Genomic DNA, 19,362 nt, shown 5'->3' on the forward strand with positions numbered 1-19,362 from the left:
GAATTTAATAATTATCATAAACTTTTCAGTTGTTTTATTAACTCTTTAGTTAACTTAATTACAGTATAAATATAATATATGAAATATCTATTGTCAACGTTTTCCTTTATTTTTTATTTAAAATTTCACATTTTTTCTAATCTACATAAGCATTATGTTATAATATTCTTATAATACGGAGGTACAATTTAAAAATGAGTAATAAGAATTTAAGTAAGATATATATAAAAGCTTTAGATAAAAACTTAGCATTTTTTCAAGCATTAGCAAGTGAAACTAGATTAAAAATTATTTCTTTAATACAAAATAAAGAAATGTCTATAAAAGATTTAAGTTCTGAACTTAATATGTCGTCTGCAGTAATTACTAAACATATAAATCAACTAGAAAGCGTTGGAATTGTAGAATCTTATTCTCAACCTGGTGTAAGAGGATTACTAAAGTTATGTAAAATAAAGACTAGTGAAGTACAAGTCATACTAAATAATAATTATGAGGAAAATCCTAGTAATTACACTGAAATAGATATTCCTATAGGATCTTACTCAGCTTTTAAAATTTATGCTCCTTGTGGATTGGCTTCAAAAGATAAGCTATTTGGTATATTAGATGATCCAAGATATTTTGCTTCTCCTAATCGTAGCGAAATTTCTCTTATATGGTTTACATCTGGTTATCTAGAATATTCTATACCAATTTATGATATAGACTTTAACAATTTAACTGAGATAGAAATTTCTTTAGAAATTTGCTCTGAGTTTCCAGGATATAATAATTCCTTTAAATCTGATATTTATTTTTATCTAAATAATCTATCTTTAGGCAAATGGACAAGTCCAGGTGATTTTGGTGATAGAAAGGGAGTTTTCACTCCTAGTTGGTGGGATTTAGGAACTGAATATGGCTTATTAAAGATGATTAAAATTAATGATGAAGGATCATTCCTTGATGGTATTAAACTTTCAGATATTAAATTATCTGATTTAATCAAAGATGATATGGATAGCTTATCTTTCAAGATAGAATGCCCTAAAGATACTCAGAATCCTGGTGGTATTAATATCTTTGGTTCAAACTTTGGAAATTTTAACCAAAATATTAAAGTAAAATGTTATTATAAATAATAAATAAGCTAATATTCATTATTTTTCTATAATAAAAAGTAGATGTCTTTATATTATTTTAATGTATTAAGACATCTACTTTTTATTTCAATTGCAATAAAAAAGACACATAATGTGTCTTTTCCATGAACATGTATATATATTATAATATAGTTACGTTCTCTGCTTGTGGGCCTCTAGAACCTTCAACTATATTAAAGCTTACTTTTTGACCATCTTCTAATGATTTAAACCCATCAGTTTGTATAGCTGTGAAATGTACGAATACATCATCTCCACCTTCTACTGATATGAAACCAAATCCTTTTTCATTGTTAAACCATTTTACTATTCCATTTTTCATTAAAAATACTCCTGTAAACCTATTACTAGGTTTTTCTTAATTTATTTGTGTATCGCTACAAATATTATTATATCACACATTCCTAATAATAGATACATTTTTATTTTAAACTATATATCTTCCCTTTATTAGTTTATATTTTCATATAATTGACTATATTTACTAATGGAGGTGAATTTATGACAGTTATTACAAATATTATAATCACTTGGTTAGCAGGGCTAGGTGTAATAGGTATAATTTTAGCAAGCGTAGGTTTCTTTAGATAGTGCTTGGGAAAATACCAAGCACTAGTTTTTATTGTTATTAATCTTCTAAATAATTAGTAAAACTCTTAATCCACTTCTTTATAGATCTATCCATCTCAATAGAAAAATCTGCACTAGTTTTTCTTTTATAAGTTAACTCCCCAAAATTTTTTGCATTAAAAGCATTATACTTAGGCATATTCTCTTCTTTTTCTTCAAACATTTTTATTAAACTTTTATCATCTAATCTTCTATATTTTTCATCAAATACAACGTAATCTTTTTTAAATCTTTCCCTATATATTCTCTTAATATTTTCCGGGTAATATCCAAGAGTTATCATAGCTGCTGGAAATGTATAATTGGGTAAGTTTAATAATTCTTTATGTACTTCATAATTTTCCATAATATCCCCTATATAACAACTTCCAATACCTAAGCTTTCTGATGCTAAAACAGCATTTTCACATGCTATTATTGCATCATTTATAGATAACATAAAATCATTCATACCTGGATATTTTATATTTTCTATATTACATAATTTATAATAGTCATACCATTTTTGCATATCCGCCAAAAATATAAGTATTAAAGGTGCTTTTTTTATAAGTGGTTGATTATCGCAGCTTTTACTTAAAATTTCTTTTGTTTTTTCATCTTGTATTTTTAATATTGAATACATCATCATATTACCTGCTGTTGGTGCTTTTATGGCACTGTCTATTATTATGTCTATGTGTTCCTTTGATATATTTTTTGCTTGATATTTTCTTAGCGATACCCTTTTGTTTATAGTTTGTATAACCTCATTCATACTGGTTTCCCCCTTATAGTTTAGGCTTATATATTTTACCTAATCACATTAATCTTAACATCTATAGGATAGTTATATTTTAATATTAATGCTAAATTTAAATTATAACTATCTCTTTTATCAATATCAAACCTACTTCCATACCACCCTTCAGATATATAATAACCAGAACTTGCATATTCTTTATCTATAGAACTTGCTCCAGCATAGCTAATATTATCATCTTCTAAAACTTCCACAATTAATTTGTTATCTATATACTCAACTTTTCTTATAGTTAATACATGTCCAAAATAATCTATTTCTTTTGGGTAAGTATCATTTAAATTAATTTCTATTTCTTTATTGGCATCAATAAGTACACCCTCAGCTTTTAAATTTAAACTTTTGCTTTTATCATAATAAACTGATGGAATTATAGTTTGTCTCCATCCACCATCTTTTCCAATACCTGATAGTGATAAACTTTCATTATACATACTTCCATTATCTGATAATATCTTAAAGTTGTATAATCCTTGTATATTTCCAACTTCCTCTAATTCGCCTGATGTATCCATATACATCATTGTAGGCGATACTACTAACTTTTCTATACTAATATTTAAACCATCATCTTTTATTACTTTATTTATTTTAATTTCTTTTGTATTTTGTACATCCTTAGGTATATTAATAGTTATGTCCGTTTTACCTAATATCTCCTCTTCAGTATCAATATACTTTACTAATTTTAATTTTAAATTTAACCTGTCTTTATTTTTTATTAAATTAGAAACTCCATCACCAATAATTTGAACATTAGCTTTTAACTTATTATCTTCTTCATAAAAAACGCCGTTATTTACTGATATCTCTTCAAAGCTAATTCCTTCAACATATAAACTACTATTTGCATCCATATCATCAATATATTTAATATCACCTAAAATTACTGCTTCAAAACTGATTCTCAAAGTATCTATGTATATATTTTCTATACTAATATTATAATTACCTATTTTTATTTTTTGATTTTCTCCACTACTATACTCATTATTAACTGCATTCTCAAAACCAATATCACTAAATATATATTTAAAAACTGAATCTCCAAAACTCCTAAAAGATGGAATTGTAATATAAGAAATTCCTATTACTAAAATAGATGCAGCAGAAGATACTATCCATTTTTTATAAGGGTTAAGCTTTAGTTCTTTTAATTTCAAATTTAACTTATCGTCTAATTTATCTGGAACTTTTATTTCTTCACTTTCAAATTCTTCAAGTAACTTTTCTATATCATTATCATAAATTCTCATATTACTTCACCTCCAACTGTTTTTTCATATCTTTTAATGCTGTATACATCTTTCCTTTCACAGTTCCTATTGGTACATCTAAAATGCTGGATATTTCTTCTAATTTATATCCCATATAATATTTAAGTCTTATCATTTCCCTAATTTGTGGTTCTACTTTCTGTAAACATACTTCTAAATCTAGCTTAGATTCTTTATCCTCATGTTTAACATCTTTTCTTTCCTCTAATTCTTCTAGATAAATTACTTTGTTATTTTTATTAATAATATTTTTAGCTTCGTTTATAACAATTTTTAAAAACCATGTTTTAAAGTATTTAGCCTCTTTTAAGCTTGTAATATTTTTCAATCCTTTTTCTACTGCTTGTAAGTATGCATCTATACTGTCATGTTCATTTTTCAAAATTGTATAAGCTATTTTATATCCTTCATTCTTCAAATTATGCACTAGAATGCTATATGCATTGAAGTTTCCTTTGATCGCTTTTTTAACTAATTTTTCATCCATATTATGTCTCCTCTCATATATTAGACTAATGAAAGTATCAAAAAGTTATAATTTATTATTGAAAATATTTCAATAATAAAAAAGTAGGGGTATACCAATTAGGATATCACTACTTTTTTTTCATATTATTCTAAAATTATTTATAATTTGTATTTAAGTATTTCATTTTAATTCCTATAAACTTTAATAAATAGTTTACTAACCAAAATGTAGCAAGATAATATGATACAAAAAGGCTTGTGCTCGTTTTATTATAAGCAATTACACTCTCTAATATTAATAAAATACAATTTGCTATACAAAATAATAATTGTAAATTATAATAATTATCTTTTGAAACATTTATCCTTTTATTACGTATAGTGTAAATTATACGCTTCTTTTTACACGATATTATACTATATATTAAGAAAATCAATGCTATGCTTATATAAACTGTAAATACTACATTCCCCATACTATTCTCCTATTTGGTATAATTAATAAATTAAATTAAATTAAATTATTTGTTCTCTTAGTAAAACTTTCTACACTTGCTAACTTTACAAAAAAACATATTATGATTTATTAATAAAAGACTAGATTTTACCTAGTCATATTTATTTTAAACATTAAGTTTTTTCCAATAGCTTTTTATAAAACTTTCTTCAAATCCTCTTTTCTTATACATTTCATAAGCAACCTTATTATCTTCAATAACAATTAAATTAACACTAGCTCCTAATTCTACTAAAAAAGAAATTGCAGTTTCTAATAATCTACTACCATATCCCATACCTCTATATTTTTTACAAAGACCAATATCAAACATTCCTTTTCCATCTTCAATAGTAACTTCCATAAATCCTATTTCATCTTGATTATCACATACAATATAGTAAAAGTGAGTTTTATCATTATTATTATTAATTTTTCTTAAATACTCTTTTACATCTTCTTCACAAATAATACACCCATGAGGCATATCTTTAAATGAACTATTATATATTTTTATATACTTTTCTTTATTATAATAATTCAATTCTTTTAGCTGTAAAATTTCACACCTCTTATCAGTATCATTTAGTTCCATTTGTAATGCTCTATATTCATCCTTAAATCCAAGACTTTTAAAAACTTCTATTACATCAGGACTTATGCCTAATCTAATATCATTTGCTCCATGCTCTTTTGATAGTGATATTCCTTCTTTTATAAGTAACTCTAGTATTGCATATTTGTTGTTTATTTCTTTATTTATTGTTATATCATATATAAAGCTATTTCCTATAGTTTTTGCGGCTTTCAAGTACTACACATATACTTGCAACTGCTTCATTATCTATAAAATAAAATAATGCACCCTTACCATTTTTGTATGCTTTATTTTGAAATTTATCTTTTAGTTCCTCTTTATCATTTATTTTATTTTGATTTTTTAGTAACTTATATATACTTTGTATCTGACTTTGTGTTGGATTTTCATAGTTTATAATTTTATGTATATTACCTTTATTATCTATATTTGAGCTCTTAATTTCTATCATAAAACTTTGCATACTCCTCCACACTCTAAGCATACAAGGTCTGGTTGTTTATCTTCACTTATTTGTACTGATATGCTTTTGCATTTTTCACATTTTAATTTATATACATTACCACTTTTTAATAAGTTTCCTATTAGTTTGTTTTCTTTTTTATTTTTCATTTTATCCCCCTATAATGTTAATTATTATATTTATTATAACAAATAGGTTGTATAATTTGGATAATATTTCAGGTTAATTTCTTCATGAATAGAATTTGTAACTAATTTTCGATTGTAAAATAATTCTAATATGATAATATAATTCTAATACATTATATTTATATATTCTGCTATTTTAAATAGATTATAAGGAGTAAGATTTATGATTAATATTATTTTACCATTATTAGCTGTAGGTCTTTTAGCTATTATGTTCATAAATAAAGTTAAAAGAGTTAACAAAAAAAGAAAAAGTTTGATAAATGATAAATCAAATAAAAGAAGTGATTATATAGAAGATGATTATATGTCTATGGGAATGACCTTAGGAATGTGTTTTGGAGTTGCACTAGGTTCCGCATTTACAAGTATCTTCGGTCCAGAGGCTATTTCTTATGGAATATGTTTTGGAATGTTAGGTGGTCTTATTATAGGTAGTACTATAAAGAAAAAGTAATTTTTATTTATACTTAATTATTAGATATAGGATCTATAAGTAGGTTTATGTAAAATTAAACTTACCTATAAATCCTATATACTATTCTAAACTTTATCTTTATCTCTATTCATTCTATTCTTTCTAGCTTTGTAATAAATTGCTCCACCAACTCCAGCTATTGCTCCTAAGCCAACAATACCAGAAGTTGTTTCTTTCTTTTTATCACTAACACCTTTGACATAAGATTCATTAATTACATATTCAGCCAAGTTCATTTCTTCACTTATATCTAGCTCTTCACCTTCATAACCTAAATTATAAGCCTTTTCTATTTCATCTTCTAGGCTAGAAGTTCCATCGTCATAACCAGTCTTAAACCATCCTATATATTTTTCATTATTTTCATCTATAGATTTATATTCTTCACCTTTAATAGCTGATGTAAAACCTAATTTATAGTATTTATTTTTTAATTCTAATTGAACATCATTATATGATTGTATATATGCATTTTTAAATTCTTCTTCAATATCATCTGTAAAATCTATTATTGCCTTATCTTCATAACTATCATTTTTACCTTGTAAAGTATACTCTTCTATTTTTACTTTTTTATATTCACTAAAGCCTTTATTATATCCTTCTTCATATGCTTGTGATAATGCCTTATTTGTATAAATATTATTTAATAAAGCTCCTGATAAACCAATATTATATCCACTATTTTTTACAGAATCTATTTCTAACTCAAGTTTTTTACTTCCTTCATCATACCCATTTTTGTATCCTTCACTATATTCCTCACGATAATTTCCAGTGTAAGATGATGTATCTATATAACTATTATTATATCCATCTTTATACCCTTGATCATATCCCTTAGTTTTCGCTTTCTTCTTATCACTTTCTACTGATGATTGCGTTGTGTTTGATGATTGTGTTGATGTTGACGATTGTACTGTCGCCGATGATTGTGTAGTTTCACCTGAACTTTTATACGGACATCCATTAGTATGTAAATGTGCAGGATATCCTCCACAATGATAATGATAGCTACCTAGTCCAGATTTATTTTGATTATCTCTATGACCTCCCGAACCATCAGTTCTCCCAGAATGAGCATTTGAAAAACTACTCATACCAACTATAAAAATAGCTGTTATAATACCACATTTTTTTAATTTAAACATAAATTCCTCCCTCAATTTGCAAAATATAAAATATGCGAACTAATGTATTATAATATACACTTTAATAGAAATTTGTTGAACTTTGTCATAAATGTAATATATTTTTAATTTAAATATTTCTATTTATCATTAAATTTAATCTATAATATTAATTTAATAAAAGAATGGTAGATATAAGCATCTACCATTCTTTTATTAAGTTTACTCAATTTATTTAACAAAATCTGTTACAATAAATCCTTTCATACCTTTTATTCCATACATTAGTATAGGTTTATTTTTTATCATAATATCACAACAAGAACGAACCTTAACTTTAAATTCTATAACAGCTCTTTCTCCTATACTAACAGTACCTAATATTATTCCTTTTTCAATGCTCTTATTATAAACTTTATATCCATTTATCATTAAGCTATCACTTATAAAATCAACATTTTCACATAACTTATCGAAAAAAACTAATGGTATATTATTAGAACCTATTTCTATATCACCAATATTTTCAATTATTATAGTATAAGTTATAATATCTCCTACACATATATTCTCTTTATCAACTTTTCTTATTATATTTAGCTGAGGATTTAATATCTCCAAATATACAGTATTACTTTCATCAATTAAATTATTAGTACTCATATTTCGTACAACACTATATCTTACATTTGCATTATTTGATATAACTAGACTTGGGCATATTGAATTTACTACTGCTTTAAAAGTCAATACAACTTGTTGATTTACATTTAAAGTTCCAATATTAACTCCATTTATTATATTTTGATTTGAAGGAACTCCATTTATGATTAAACTATCTGGAACAAATGTAAGTTGTGATGAAAGTGGATCTTCTATTATCGTATTTTCATATGTCATATTACCCGTATTTCTAACTATTATAGTATAAATTATCGTCTTACCAACAGTTGCTATAGATGTACTTTCTAGTTTGACTATACATATACTTAAATTGGGACATATACTTGTAACTGATTGAGTATCTGTAGCTGAACCACTTACTGTAGTTGGTTGATTAGCATTATTAGCTTGTACTGTTCCACTTGCAGTAACAATATTTTTAAAATTATTAAGATTATCTGATAATACATATACTGTAACTACTATAGTCGTTGTCTGTCCTACTAATAAATCACCTATATTTAATCCATTAAGATTAGTTGTTCCTACAATAGTTCCATTTACACTTATACTTCGTATTGATAGCTGAGATGGTAGACTATCTTGCAATATGACATTAGATACTTTTAATCCACTATTATTTGTAACTGTTATTGTATAGTTAAATGTTTCCCCAGGGTATACAATATTTTCATTTGATACTTTTGTAACTTTAATGCCCGTATTATAAACGTTTAATGAAACGGTGTTACTAGTTGAACTATAGCTAGTAATCGAACTTTGATCTATAACATCATAACTAACTGTTGAATAATTAGTTATAGTTGAATTTTCTAAAACAGAATTTACTTTAGCTTCAAAAGTTAATATTGCTTCTTCATTTACATCTAAATTTCCTATATTTACTCCTGTTGTTATATTTAAATTTGATTGTACTTCATTTATTTTCAAACTTCCAGATACAAATGTTAATTCTGGCTCAAGCTTATCTTCTACAATTACATTGGTATTAAGTGTATTACCTGTATTTTTAACTACTAATGTATAGGTAACTATATTTCCTACTATAGCTTCATCTATATTTTCTGATTTTACGATTGATATATTTGGATTCTTATCTATTACTATTACAGATTGCTTATCTATTGCTGATCCTTTTACTGTTACTGGTGGGTTAGCTGTATTTACTTGAACTGTTCCACTTGTAGTTACTATATTTTTAAAGTTATTAATATTATTTGACGTTACAAGTATTGTTACTAATATTGTTACCGTTTCTCCTATATTTAAATTTCCTATATTAAGTCCATTAAGTTCAGTGCTTTGTATTATTATCCCATTTACATCTATGCTTATAACTTTAAATGCTGATGGTAAATTATCATTTAGTATAACATTTGATATATCTAAGTCACTAGTATTTGTAACATTTATAGTGTAAATATAAGTTTCTCCTACACACACTTCTTGCTTACTTGACTGCTTAGTTACTTCAATACTAGGAGTATAAACATCTAACTGAACTACATTACTTGTTGCACTACTATCAATACTTATTCCTCCAATTAAACTACTATAAGTAACATTTGCACTATTATCTATAGTTAACGTTGGTGGTGTATCATTTACTATTGCTTTAAATGTTAATATAACTTTATCACCTACATTTAAAGTCCCTAAGTTTACACCTGTAACTATACTATAATTAGAAGCTCTATTATTTATAACTAAACTGCCTGAAACGAAAGTTAGTTGTGGTACAAGATTATCTTTTACTATAGTATTTATAGATTCTATATTGCCTATATTTTCCACAAGTAAAGTGTAAGTTACTTCATTTCCAATAATTGCTTTGCTTATATTTTCTGATTTTACTATTGATACATTTGGATTCACTACTAATGTATAAACTGTATTACTAATACTATGTTCAACTACTTCACCTTCATCTAGATTTACAATATGACTATATGTTATATTTGCTACGTTTGGTATTGGATTTGGATTAGGAAGAGTATTTACTTTTACTTGAAACATTATCACTGCTTGTTCTCCTGGTTGTAGCGGATTTGTTAAATTTATACTTGTAAGTGGACTTCCTGTAAATGCAACTGTTGATGTTATTGAATTTTCTATATAACTTGTTCCATTTGGTATAACATCATCTATTTTTATATTATTAGCCTCAATATTACCTCTATTTTGTGCAATTATAGTATATGTTAGTGTATCTCCAATTTGTACATATTCTTTATCAACTAATTTTGAAAAACTTGCATTTGGTTCTGTTACTCCACCTATAATAGCTCTACCAATATAGACTTTGGTGTCATTACTATCTCTATTAAAAGTATTTGGTATTCCACCTCTTATTGGAGTATATTTATAAGTTACATTGGCTTTATTGATTATATTTGGATCTTGTGGCAAACTTATTACTTTTACCTTGAAAGTAATGATTGTTTTACTTTTTCCTTCAATGTTAGGTACATTAAATCCATCATTTGGATTATATGATGGATATGATATGTTATTTATAGTTACACTTCCACTGATAAATTCTAATGATGATGGTTGTGGATCTTTAAATATAACATCCGTTAATGGATTATCATTTGTATTATCTAAAGTTACAGTGTATTGTATTGTATTTCCAACATTTGAAGTTCCACTGTCAACTTCTTTTACTGGAGAAATCACAGGATACCTTATTAATCTTAACTTCACATCATCAACTGCATAATCATTTCCTGGAGCCGCTGCTCCTTCACTATAAAAATTTAGTCCTATTGATTTATTATCACTTGTATTTAAGGCTGTACCTATTTCTTTCCATATTGGCAAAATTGACTCAGTTGGTCTAAAGAGATCTTCCAATTTATCATTATATAATATCTCCTCAGGTGTATCTCCCATAATTTCAACACCAAATTTAGGTGCTTCTTGAGATGCATTATCATCAAGATTTATTAACCATGCAGAAAATACATAATCAGTATTAGTATCAACATCAATTCTTGTATGAAAAAAACTAGCTCCTTCATATGCTCCATTTACAATTTCCATTCTACCAGTTTCTATACTAGTTGTATGGTCTGATAATCTCCACCAAAAAAAATGTGGATATGGGTCTATTGTATTACCTATACTATAATATCCATCATGAATAACTTCTCTTTGAGGAACAAAAGTAAAACTATATGCTATTCCTGGATAGGGATTTATAAGTGGACCTCCATTTGGATGTGTTCCAGCTTCTACATCTCCAAATGTTCCATAATCTACAGCATCTAATAAATTCACTTCTGATATTGTTGCAGAGCTATCTAATAATAAATTAATTGATTCATATCTTGCTGGTCCAATAAAAATAGTTTCTGCCTCTATATTTTTATCATCAGAAACTGTTACAAATATAGTTGTAGGTGTTACAGCATTTAATGTATTTGTTTGTTTAGGGTAACTTCCAGTTAAAACTGTATATGGAGGAAGTTTTGCAGTTGGTATTTCTCCTACCTCCGTATTTGTATTTATGAATTCTGCCGGTGTACTAAGTATTTTGCCACTATAGCCATATACCAAAACTATACGATAATTTCCATTTTGTACATTTGTAAAAGTATAGTTTCCTTCTTTATCTGTATATACTCCCAATTTTTCATTTGTTGATATGTTTTGCAATACTATAGGTATGTCTATAATTCCATAATCTTGTACATCAATTTTGGCATTTCTATTTATATCAAATATTAATCGCCCCGATATATTTGCCATTTTGCACCCCCTATGCTTATTATCACTTAATATATTATTCTCACTTATATATAAAAGTTACGTTATATAAGCATTAAATGTTTTTTATAATTTGCACAAATCAAGCTCTAGTGCTATCATATAAAACAAAACTATATTAATGGAGAAAAATATGATAAATATAATAAAATATACACTAATAACAACAATCTCATTAATAGGTATTTTTATGGTATTTGCCCTATTAATAACATTGATAAATAAAAAACTAAATAAATATCTTTATTGGATATTTGATAGCAATTCTCTTACAATAACAGGTATAATCGGTGTGCCAGTACATGAAGTAAGTCACTATATAATAGCAAAGCTATTTAATCATAAAGTAAGTGATATTAAGCTATATAGACCTATTGAAAGTAAAAATGATGGGGTTTTAGGGTATGTAAGTCATTCATATAGTAGAAGTAGCTTGTATCAAAAGATTGGAAACTTTTTTATAGGTATTGGCCCTATAATTATGGGACCACTTGTTATAGCCTTTAGTTTTAGAATTCTAATACCTCATTTATGTGGTAATATTATAAGTTCTATTAATATAAATTCTTATAATACTTTAATTGAAAGTTTCAATATTATAAGCTTAATTAACCTTTATATTTCTGATTTTTATAACATAGTTATGATTATTTTATTAAGTAATCCTTTTTTTACTATATGATTTTGGATTTTTGTATTTATAACTTTTTCTATTTCTATAAATATGAATTTAAGTAGCAATGACTTAAAAGGAAGTTATTCAGGATTAATCACTTTATTTTTAGGAATGTTTATTTTAAATACAATATTTACTGTATTTGGATTTGATTATAATATCCTTAAAATTTTTATCATTAAATGGAATATTATTATTGGATTTTTCTTATCTTTTATAATTTTATTTTCATTATCTAGCTTAGTTATTTTATCTATTTTATATAATCTAAAAAACATTAAACTATAAAAAGTCTAATTGGACATAATGTCCAATTAGACTTTTTGATTACTAAAACTTATTTAGTAATAAATCTCTTATACCATCAAAATTAGATATTTCATAAGTAGGACTTAAATCTGTTTTATTTTCTACATTATTTGGATTAAACCAGCAAGTATCTATATTATAGTTAATGCCACCCCTTATATCAGATCTTAAACTATCTCCAATCATAAGGACTTCATCCTTACTAAAACCACCTAAATTACTTATAGCATGTTCAAAAATTTCTGGATTTGGTTTTGATACGCCTAATTCCTCTGAAATAACTATATCTTTAAAATACTTTGCTATAACAGATTTTTTAATTCTATTCTCTTGCACTGAAGTAAGTCCATTAGTAACAATAGAAAGTGTATATTTATTACTTAAATCTTCTATAAGCTCCACTGCTCCATCAAATAAAAATGACCCATTCCCTAAGTGCTTCATATAAGAAGCTGCAAATTTATTTTCATCAAATTTAACTTCTAATTTATCACTAAATCTTTTAAATCTTTCTATTTTTAATTTTGATTGAGTTATAAGTCCTTCTTCAAGTTCCTTCCATATAGCATCATTTATTTCTTTGTATATACTAAAATGATAATTTTCATCATAATCGAATCCAAATTCTATCATAGTATTTTTAAAGGCTTCTCTTTCAGCTTTCTTAAAATCAAATAAAGTTTCATCTGCGTCAAATAATATAGCTTTGTATTTCATAATTGATTATCCCTCCAATGTCTCTTATAAGTTTTTTAAATAATCAAATTATATCACAAAACAAGAATTTTTTACTTTTTATTTTAAAAATTATTCATATTTTATAACCTATATATTACTTAATATATTACCTCTTACATAACACCTCTTAACCCAATTATTATTACCAGAGTAAATAAATCTTTCAAGTCTTTCTTCTAACTTAAGACTTCTATTATCTAAATTATCATCAACTATAAGAGCATCAAATTCATAATCAACTTCAAAACTACCAACTTTGCCAAAGAAACTTCCTCCACCTTTTGTTGCTAAATAGTATGCTTCATTAATGCTTATAGGTATAAAGTTAGGATTGCTTAACCAATAGATTTTGGATGCCATAATACTAGATATAATATGCTTTCTCATATCCAAAGTATGACCTGCGCCTACATCTGAACCTAGCCCTACTGATATACCTTTATTTAAATATTTTCTAAGAGGCATAATACCACTGGATAAATTAAAATTAGATTGAGGACAATGTGCTACCATTATATTATATTTTTTTTAAATCTCAATTTCATCTTCTTCATTATAAATACAATGAGCCATTATTGTTTTATTTTTTCTAAGAAGTCCATAATATTCGTAAACCTCACAAAAACTATTGCATTCTGGATGAAGTTCTTTAACCCATCTAATTTCATCATTATTTTCATCTAAATGAGATTGAATTGGTATCTCATGGTCCTTCGATATTTTTCCTAATCCTTTCATAAGCTCTGGTGTAGTGCTTGGTACAAATCTAGGGGAAATTATATAATTAACTAATGGTTTAAAATTATCATCAGTTCTATTTCTTGATTTTAGTTCTAGAATAAGTTCTTTTGTATTTCGTATAGATTCTTTTGTATTTTCTATTAAATAACTTGGTGAATTTCTATCCATATTTACTTTACCAATATATGAACCTAAACCTGATTTTTCAAAAAGTTCTATTAAAATCTTTGTTGCATCTTTATGAAGTGTTGCCATAACACAAGACCTAGTTGTTCCTACTTTGCATAACTCTTTTACAAATTTTTCATATGCCTTATATGCAAATTCTATATCTTTAAACTTGCTTTCTAGTGGAAATGTATATTCATTAAGCCATGGAATAAGCTGCTTACTATATCCAATCCCTACATTATATAGTTGCGGTGCATGTACATGTATATCTACAAAGCCTGGAATAATAAGTGAATTTCCTAAGTCTTCTACATCTTCTTTTGTATACCCCTTAGGAATTTCTTTTGTAATACTTTTTACTTTACCATCTATAACTAATATATAGCTATTAGGATAGGTTTCAAATTTATCTGGCCTTGATGTAAATATTATATTTCCTTTTAATATCACTAAATCGCCCCCTTAATAAATTTATATTAAAAATAATATCTATAGTTTAAATTTACTTTAATATTTATTTATCCTCTAATTGTTATATGTCAAAATATATATTTTAATGTAATTTTTTATTGACACATACTTTTCTATACTGTATATTAAAAAACAGGATACCTTTAAGATAGTCCTGTGAGACTAATAAGGAAATGTACGTAACGTAGTATTTTTGCCTTAATATCTTTTGGTATTAAGGCTTTTTTGGTATCCTAAAAAAAATTTTAGGAGGATACTATATGAGTAAAATTCAAACTTCAATAAATCACGCCAACAAATTGGCTATCAAAATGGCAACTGCCTTAATAATAGGATTAATAGCTGGAACATCATTTATTTTCTTAAGAGAAAACTTAATCTCAAATGGAAATGGTGACACTTGGACAATAATAAATAATTTATTATTCCAAGATATAACTAAACCAGATGCAAATAAGGCAATTGGAATCTTTTATATAGTTGGTCAACTATTTATAAATTCACTACAATTAGTAATAGTACCTATGGTATTTACATCAATAACTCTTGCTATGTGTAATATAAGTGATACAAAAAAATTAGGTCGTATATCTTATAAAACAATATTAGGATTTTTAGGTACATCTATCTTTGCATTAATATTAGCTGGTTTATTCGGAATGACTGCTAATAAACTCGGATTATTTAATGTAAGTATAAACAATATATCTTCAAGTGAAGGAGCTGTTTCTAGCAATCCACTTTTAGTATTTGTACAAGCTATACCAAACAATATAACTTCAGTATTTGGTGAAAATGGACGTGTTTTATCTATAGTTTTCTTAGCTAGTGTTACTGGAATTTGCATTAACTCATTAGGTGATGAAATTTTAGTATTAAAAAAGTTATTACAAGATATAAATAAAATAATCACTACTTTCTTAACATTTATAATAACTAAGTTTGGACCAATAGCTATCTTTGTTTTAATAACAAGAACTTTTGCAATTTATGGTATTGATCATTTAAAACCAGCCCTTGCATATGTTGGTACTACTACTATAGCCTTACTGTTATTTTTAACTGTTGGATATGCTTTATTTATTTACTTTACTACTGGGTTAAATCCAATAATATTTGTAAAGAAAATTTCAAAAGTAGCTTTATTTGGTTTCTCTACTTCTTCATCTGCTGCAACACTTCCTTTAAATACGAAGACTATTGTTGAAGATTTAGGTGTAAGTGAAGAAATAGCTTCTTTTACATTACCACTTGGTATGACTATTAATATGAACGGAACTGCTATAATGCAAGTTATTGCAGCTATATTTATAGCATCTAGTGCTGGATATGATGTTACTGTAGGAAATATATTGATAATATCATTATTAGCTTTAATAGCATCAATTGGTACACCTGCTGCACCTGGTGCTGGAGCTATAATATTATTTACAGTTTTAACAGGTATGGGATATCAAAATGATGCAGCAGTACTTGCTTATTCATTAATACTAGCAATAAACAGACCAATAGAAATGCTTGTTACTTCACTAAATGTAGTTGGAGATGCTGCAACTGCTGTTTATGTATCTAAATCAGAAAATAACTTAAATGAAGAAATTTATAATGGATAATAAATAATAAATTAATGAACTGTAGGTAAGGTTTGTATAAAATCAAATTTATCTACAGTTCTTTTTGTATATTAACTCTTTATAATAAATCATTTTATAATATTTATTAATTAAGACTATATTTATCCTTCATAAATTAAATATAACTTAGCTTTGTATTTTCCTATTTCAAGTTTTGGTGCATATTTTTCTACTATCTTGCTTTCAATATTACTATCTACATCATAAAAGAAAATATTATAATCGCTAAAATTATCTGGCATATATTTTATAATTGCTTTTATAATTTCTTCAAAATTGCCTTGTCTATTATAATTAATATCAAAATTGTCATACCATAATGAAATAAATACACTTTTCTTTTCTATATCTACAAATGTTGCATAATAGTCATTCGGTGATATATTGAAATCTCTATATTTTTCTCCATATATAATTTTAAAATTACACTCTATACCTTTAGGTAACCCTTCTATATGATAGTATTCATAAAACTGATTATCTAAATATTTTTCTGTTTTATCTTTTTTTATCTCCAATTCCATATAAAATCCCCTCTATTACTTTAGTATATTTTTATTTATAGCTATTAATAAAATTCCTTATTTATTCTCAAATTTTTAAGCATAAAAAATAGAGCGTAAGTAATTACACTCTATTTTTATAAAACATATTAATTTTAAATTTTCTATTTAGTTATATAAAGCTAATACCCCATTAAGGTCAGCTATTTTCCCTTCTCCAAGAGCTTTAAATTGCCATTCTCCCATATCTCTATAAAGCTCTGCAAATATAACTGATGTAGCAGTTGATCCATCTGATTTTAAGTTAAATCTACAAAGTTCTCTATCATTATTTACAGTATCTAATAGTCTTACATAAGAATTATTTACCATCCCGAATGTTTGTCTTCTAGATTGAGCTTCATGTATTGTAACTACGAAAACTATTTTTTGTATACTTGGATTTATACTATCTAAGTCTATTGAAATAGTTTCATCATCACCATCTCCAGCACCAGTTCTATTATCTCCTGATAAAGCTATTCCTTGCCCTTGTTTATTATTGAAAAATATTACATTTGATACAGTATTAAATTTATTATTTGCATCTAATAAAAATGCTGCTATATCTATATCAAAATCAACTCCACCATTTGATATATCCCATCCAGCTCCTAGAGTAACTTTTTTAAGTCCTGGATTTCTCTTTGTTAAATCTAATATTTCATTTTTTTGTAAGTTTAATATTTGTGGTGTTCCACCTAAATTTATTCCCATATTATTCACCTCTTATTGATATTTTTGTATTAATGTAGTTAAGTTACCCTCTAATAATTGTCCAACTGCTTTAAAATTCCAGTCAGAACCTATTTTTTCTAATTCTGCAAATATAAGTGATGTGGCTTTTCCACCATCTTCACTTAAGTTATATCTACATATCTCACTATCACCTTTATCGCTATTAAGAACTCTAACATAGGCGTTTCTTACCTTTGAAAAATCTTGTCTTCTTTCTTTTCCTTGATATATATTTACTGAGAAAATAACCTTTTTACAGTTAGAAGGTAAACTATTTAATGTTATAGATATTTTTTCATCATCACCATGTCCTTCTCCTGTTCTATTGTCATTATGTAAAAATATACCTGGGCCTCTTTGATTTCTAAAGTATATTATGCCTTCTTCGCCTATTATTCTTCCATCTTCACCTAATAATATTGCTGATAAATCTAGGTCCATATCTGCTGCACCAAAATTAAAGAATCCTCTTTTAACTACATCCCATCCTGCTGCTAATACTATATTGTTTAATGAAGGATCTTTTTTAGTTAAATCTAATATATCATTTTTTTGTAAGTTTAATAAATTCATAAGATTTCCCCTTAGTTGTATTTTTTTATTACATATATAAACCTAGCATACCATTTAAGTCTGCTATTTTACCATCACCTAAAGCTTTGAAATACCATTCATAACCATCTTTGTATAACTCTGCGAATATAACTGAAGTAACAGTTGATCCATTTTCTTTTAAGTTAAATCTACAGATTTCTTTTTCATTATTTTTAGCATCTAATAATCTTACATAAGAATTATTTACCATACCGAAAGTTTGTCTTTTTTCTTGTGCATTGTGTATAGTAACTATGAATACTATTTTTTGAATATCACTTCTTATTTTACTTAAATCAATTTGTATTCTTTCATCATCACCATCACCTGTACCAGTTCTATTATCTCCTTCTAGATAAATTCCATCTCCAAACTTATTATTGAAAAATATTACATCTTGTGGAACTTGAGTAACTTTATTACTTGCATCTAATAAAAATGCTGCTATATCTATATCAAAATCTTGACCTATACTTGCTACATCCCATCCAGCTCCTAGAATTACATTTTCAAGACCTGGATTCTTTTTAGTTAAATCTAATATATCATTTTTTTGTAAGTTTAATGCATTTACAGTGTTCTTATTTATTCCTAAATTTATAGCCATTTATTTACCCC

At 26.1% G+C, this 19,362-nt stretch carries 19 protein-coding genes and 1 pseudogene; 4 read left to right on the forward strand and 16 right to left on the reverse strand.

Translation table 11 applies throughout. The features are described from left to right. Positions 1-194 precede the first annotated feature (194 nt). Positions 195-1,124, forward strand: coding sequence for an ArsR/SmtB family transcription factor (locus tag I2A66_RS08755; RefSeq protein WP_122638689.1), 930 nt, complete (start codon positions 195-197; stop codon positions 1,122-1,124). Positions 1,125-1,266: 142 nt separating this feature from the next. On the opposite strand, the gene cspD is transcribed toward I2A66_RS08755, so the two are convergent. The 8 genes from cspD to I2A66_RS08795 form a co-directional block, all read right to left on the reverse strand. Then, a complete protein-coding gene (gene cspD, locus I2A66_RS08760; RefSeq protein WP_122638688.1) occupies positions 1,267-1,467 on the reverse strand; it encodes a cold-shock protein CspD in 201 nt (66 codons plus the stop codon). A gap of 306 nt (positions 1,468-1,773) precedes the next feature. Beyond that, a complete protein-coding gene (locus tag I2A66_RS08765; RefSeq protein WP_147515849.1) occupies positions 1,774-2,532 on the reverse strand; it encodes a nitroreductase family protein in 759 nt (252 codons plus the stop codon). A 35-nt stretch (positions 2,533-2,567) separates the two neighbouring features. Beyond that, on the reverse strand, positions 2,568-3,833 hold the full coding sequence (locus tag I2A66_RS08770; protein WP_195251454.1) for a DUF5643 domain-containing protein: 1,266 nt from the start codon (positions 3,831-3,833) through the stop codon (positions 2,568-2,570). Position 3,834: 1 nt separating this feature from the next. Beyond that, a complete protein-coding gene (locus tag I2A66_RS08775; RefSeq protein ID WP_122638685.1) occupies positions 3,835-4,341 on the reverse strand; it encodes a sigma-70 family RNA polymerase sigma factor in 507 nt (168 codons plus the stop codon). Positions 4,342-4,477: 136 nt separating this feature from the next. After that, positions 4,478-4,798: a hypothetical protein gene (locus tag I2A66_RS08780; RefSeq protein ID WP_122638684.1), complete on the reverse strand. Its 321-nt coding sequence runs from the start codon at positions 4,796-4,798 to the stop codon at positions 4,478-4,480. Positions 4,799-4,945: 147 nt separating this feature from the next. Beyond that, a complete protein-coding gene (locus tag I2A66_RS08785; protein WP_195251455.1) occupies positions 4,946-5,629 on the reverse strand; it encodes a GNAT family N-acetyltransferase in 684 nt (227 codons plus the stop codon). After that, positions 5,601-5,867: a hypothetical protein gene (locus I2A66_RS08790; RefSeq protein WP_195251456.1), complete on the reverse strand. Its 267-nt coding sequence runs from the start codon at positions 5,865-5,867 to the stop codon at positions 5,601-5,603. Before I2A66_RS08790 ends, I2A66_RS08785 begins: the two co-directional genes overlap by 29 nt. Further along, a complete protein-coding gene (locus I2A66_RS08795; RefSeq protein ID WP_164488962.1) occupies positions 5,864-6,028 on the reverse strand; it encodes a hypothetical protein in 165 nt (54 codons plus the stop codon). Before I2A66_RS08795 ends, I2A66_RS08790 begins: the two co-directional genes overlap by 4 nt. 202 nt (positions 6,029-6,230) lie before the next feature. On the opposite strand from I2A66_RS08795, the gene I2A66_RS08800 reads away from it, so the two are divergent. Then, positions 6,231-6,524 (forward strand): DUF2700 domain-containing protein, encoded by a 294-nt coding sequence (locus I2A66_RS08800; protein WP_122638682.1) that lies wholly within the window; start codon positions 6,231-6,233, stop codon positions 6,522-6,524. An 86-nt stretch (positions 6,525-6,610) separates the two neighbouring features. Here the strand turns inward: I2A66_RS08800 and I2A66_RS17640 are convergent, their stop codons facing one another. Further along, positions 6,611-7,696, reverse strand: a complete 1,086-nt coding sequence (locus I2A66_RS17640; protein ID WP_330615464.1) for a YHYH domain-containing protein — start codon at positions 7,694-7,696, stop codon at positions 6,611-6,613. A 210-nt stretch (positions 7,697-7,906) separates the two neighbouring features. After that, positions 7,907-12,112 (reverse strand): DUF7507 domain-containing protein, encoded by a 4,206-nt coding sequence (locus tag I2A66_RS08810; protein WP_195251458.1) that lies wholly within the window; start codon positions 12,110-12,112, stop codon positions 7,907-7,909. A gap of 151 nt (positions 12,113-12,263) precedes the next feature. Between I2A66_RS08810 and I2A66_RS08815 the strand changes: the two genes are divergently transcribed. After that, the gene (locus tag I2A66_RS08815; RefSeq protein WP_122638680.1) at positions 12,264-12,812 is read left to right on the forward strand and encodes a hypothetical protein; all 549 of its coding nucleotides are present in this window, start codon (positions 12,264-12,266) and stop codon (positions 12,810-12,812) included. A gap of 324 nt (positions 12,813-13,136) precedes the next feature. Here the strand turns inward: I2A66_RS08815 and I2A66_RS08820 are convergent, their stop codons facing one another. Together I2A66_RS08820 and I2A66_RS08825 are read right to left on the reverse strand one after the other, a co-directional pair. Then, on the reverse strand, positions 13,137-13,832 hold the full coding sequence (locus I2A66_RS08820) for a YjjG family noncanonical pyrimidine nucleotidase (protein ID WP_147515845.1): 696 nt from the start codon (positions 13,830-13,832) through the stop codon (positions 13,137-13,139). Between the two features lie 108 nt (positions 13,833-13,940). Beyond that, a pseudogene (locus I2A66_RS08825) lies at positions 13,941-15,215 on the reverse strand (amidohydrolase family protein). Between the two features lie 281 nt (positions 15,216-15,496). Here I2A66_RS08825 and I2A66_RS08830 point away from each other — a divergent pair. Beyond that, positions 15,497-16,849 (forward strand): dicarboxylate/amino acid:cation symporter, encoded by a 1,353-nt coding sequence (locus I2A66_RS08830; RefSeq protein WP_243113305.1) that lies wholly within the window; start codon positions 15,497-15,499, stop codon positions 16,847-16,849. A 122-nt stretch (positions 16,850-16,971) separates the two neighbouring features. Here I2A66_RS08830 and I2A66_RS08835 read toward each other — a convergent pair whose 3' ends face one another. The 4 genes from I2A66_RS08835 to I2A66_RS08850 all read right to left on the reverse strand — a co-directional run bounded on the left by I2A66_RS08835 (position 16,972) and on the right by I2A66_RS08850 (position 19,351). Then, a complete protein-coding gene (locus I2A66_RS08835; protein ID WP_147515843.1) occupies positions 16,972-17,394 on the reverse strand; it encodes a hypothetical protein in 423 nt (140 codons plus the stop codon). A gap of 147 nt (positions 17,395-17,541) precedes the next feature. After that, on the reverse strand, positions 17,542-18,129 hold the full coding sequence (locus I2A66_RS08840) for a TerD family protein (RefSeq protein WP_122638677.1): 588 nt from the start codon (positions 18,127-18,129) through the stop codon (positions 17,542-17,544). Positions 18,130-18,141: 12 nt separating this feature from the next. Next, a complete protein-coding gene (locus tag I2A66_RS08845) occupies positions 18,142-18,723 on the reverse strand; it encodes a TerD family protein (RefSeq protein ID WP_147515842.1) in 582 nt (193 codons plus the stop codon). A gap of 28 nt (positions 18,724-18,751) precedes the next feature. Further along, a complete protein-coding gene (locus I2A66_RS08850; RefSeq protein WP_122638675.1) occupies positions 18,752-19,351 on the reverse strand; it encodes a TerD family protein in 600 nt (199 codons plus the stop codon). Between the last annotated feature and the right edge of the window lie 11 nt (positions 19,352-19,362).

Source organism: Romboutsia sp. 1001713B170207_170306_H8 (assembly GCF_015550495.1).
In the GTDB taxonomy this organism is placed as follows: domain Bacteria; phylum Bacillota; class Clostridia; order Peptostreptococcales; family Peptostreptococcaceae; genus Romboutsia_E.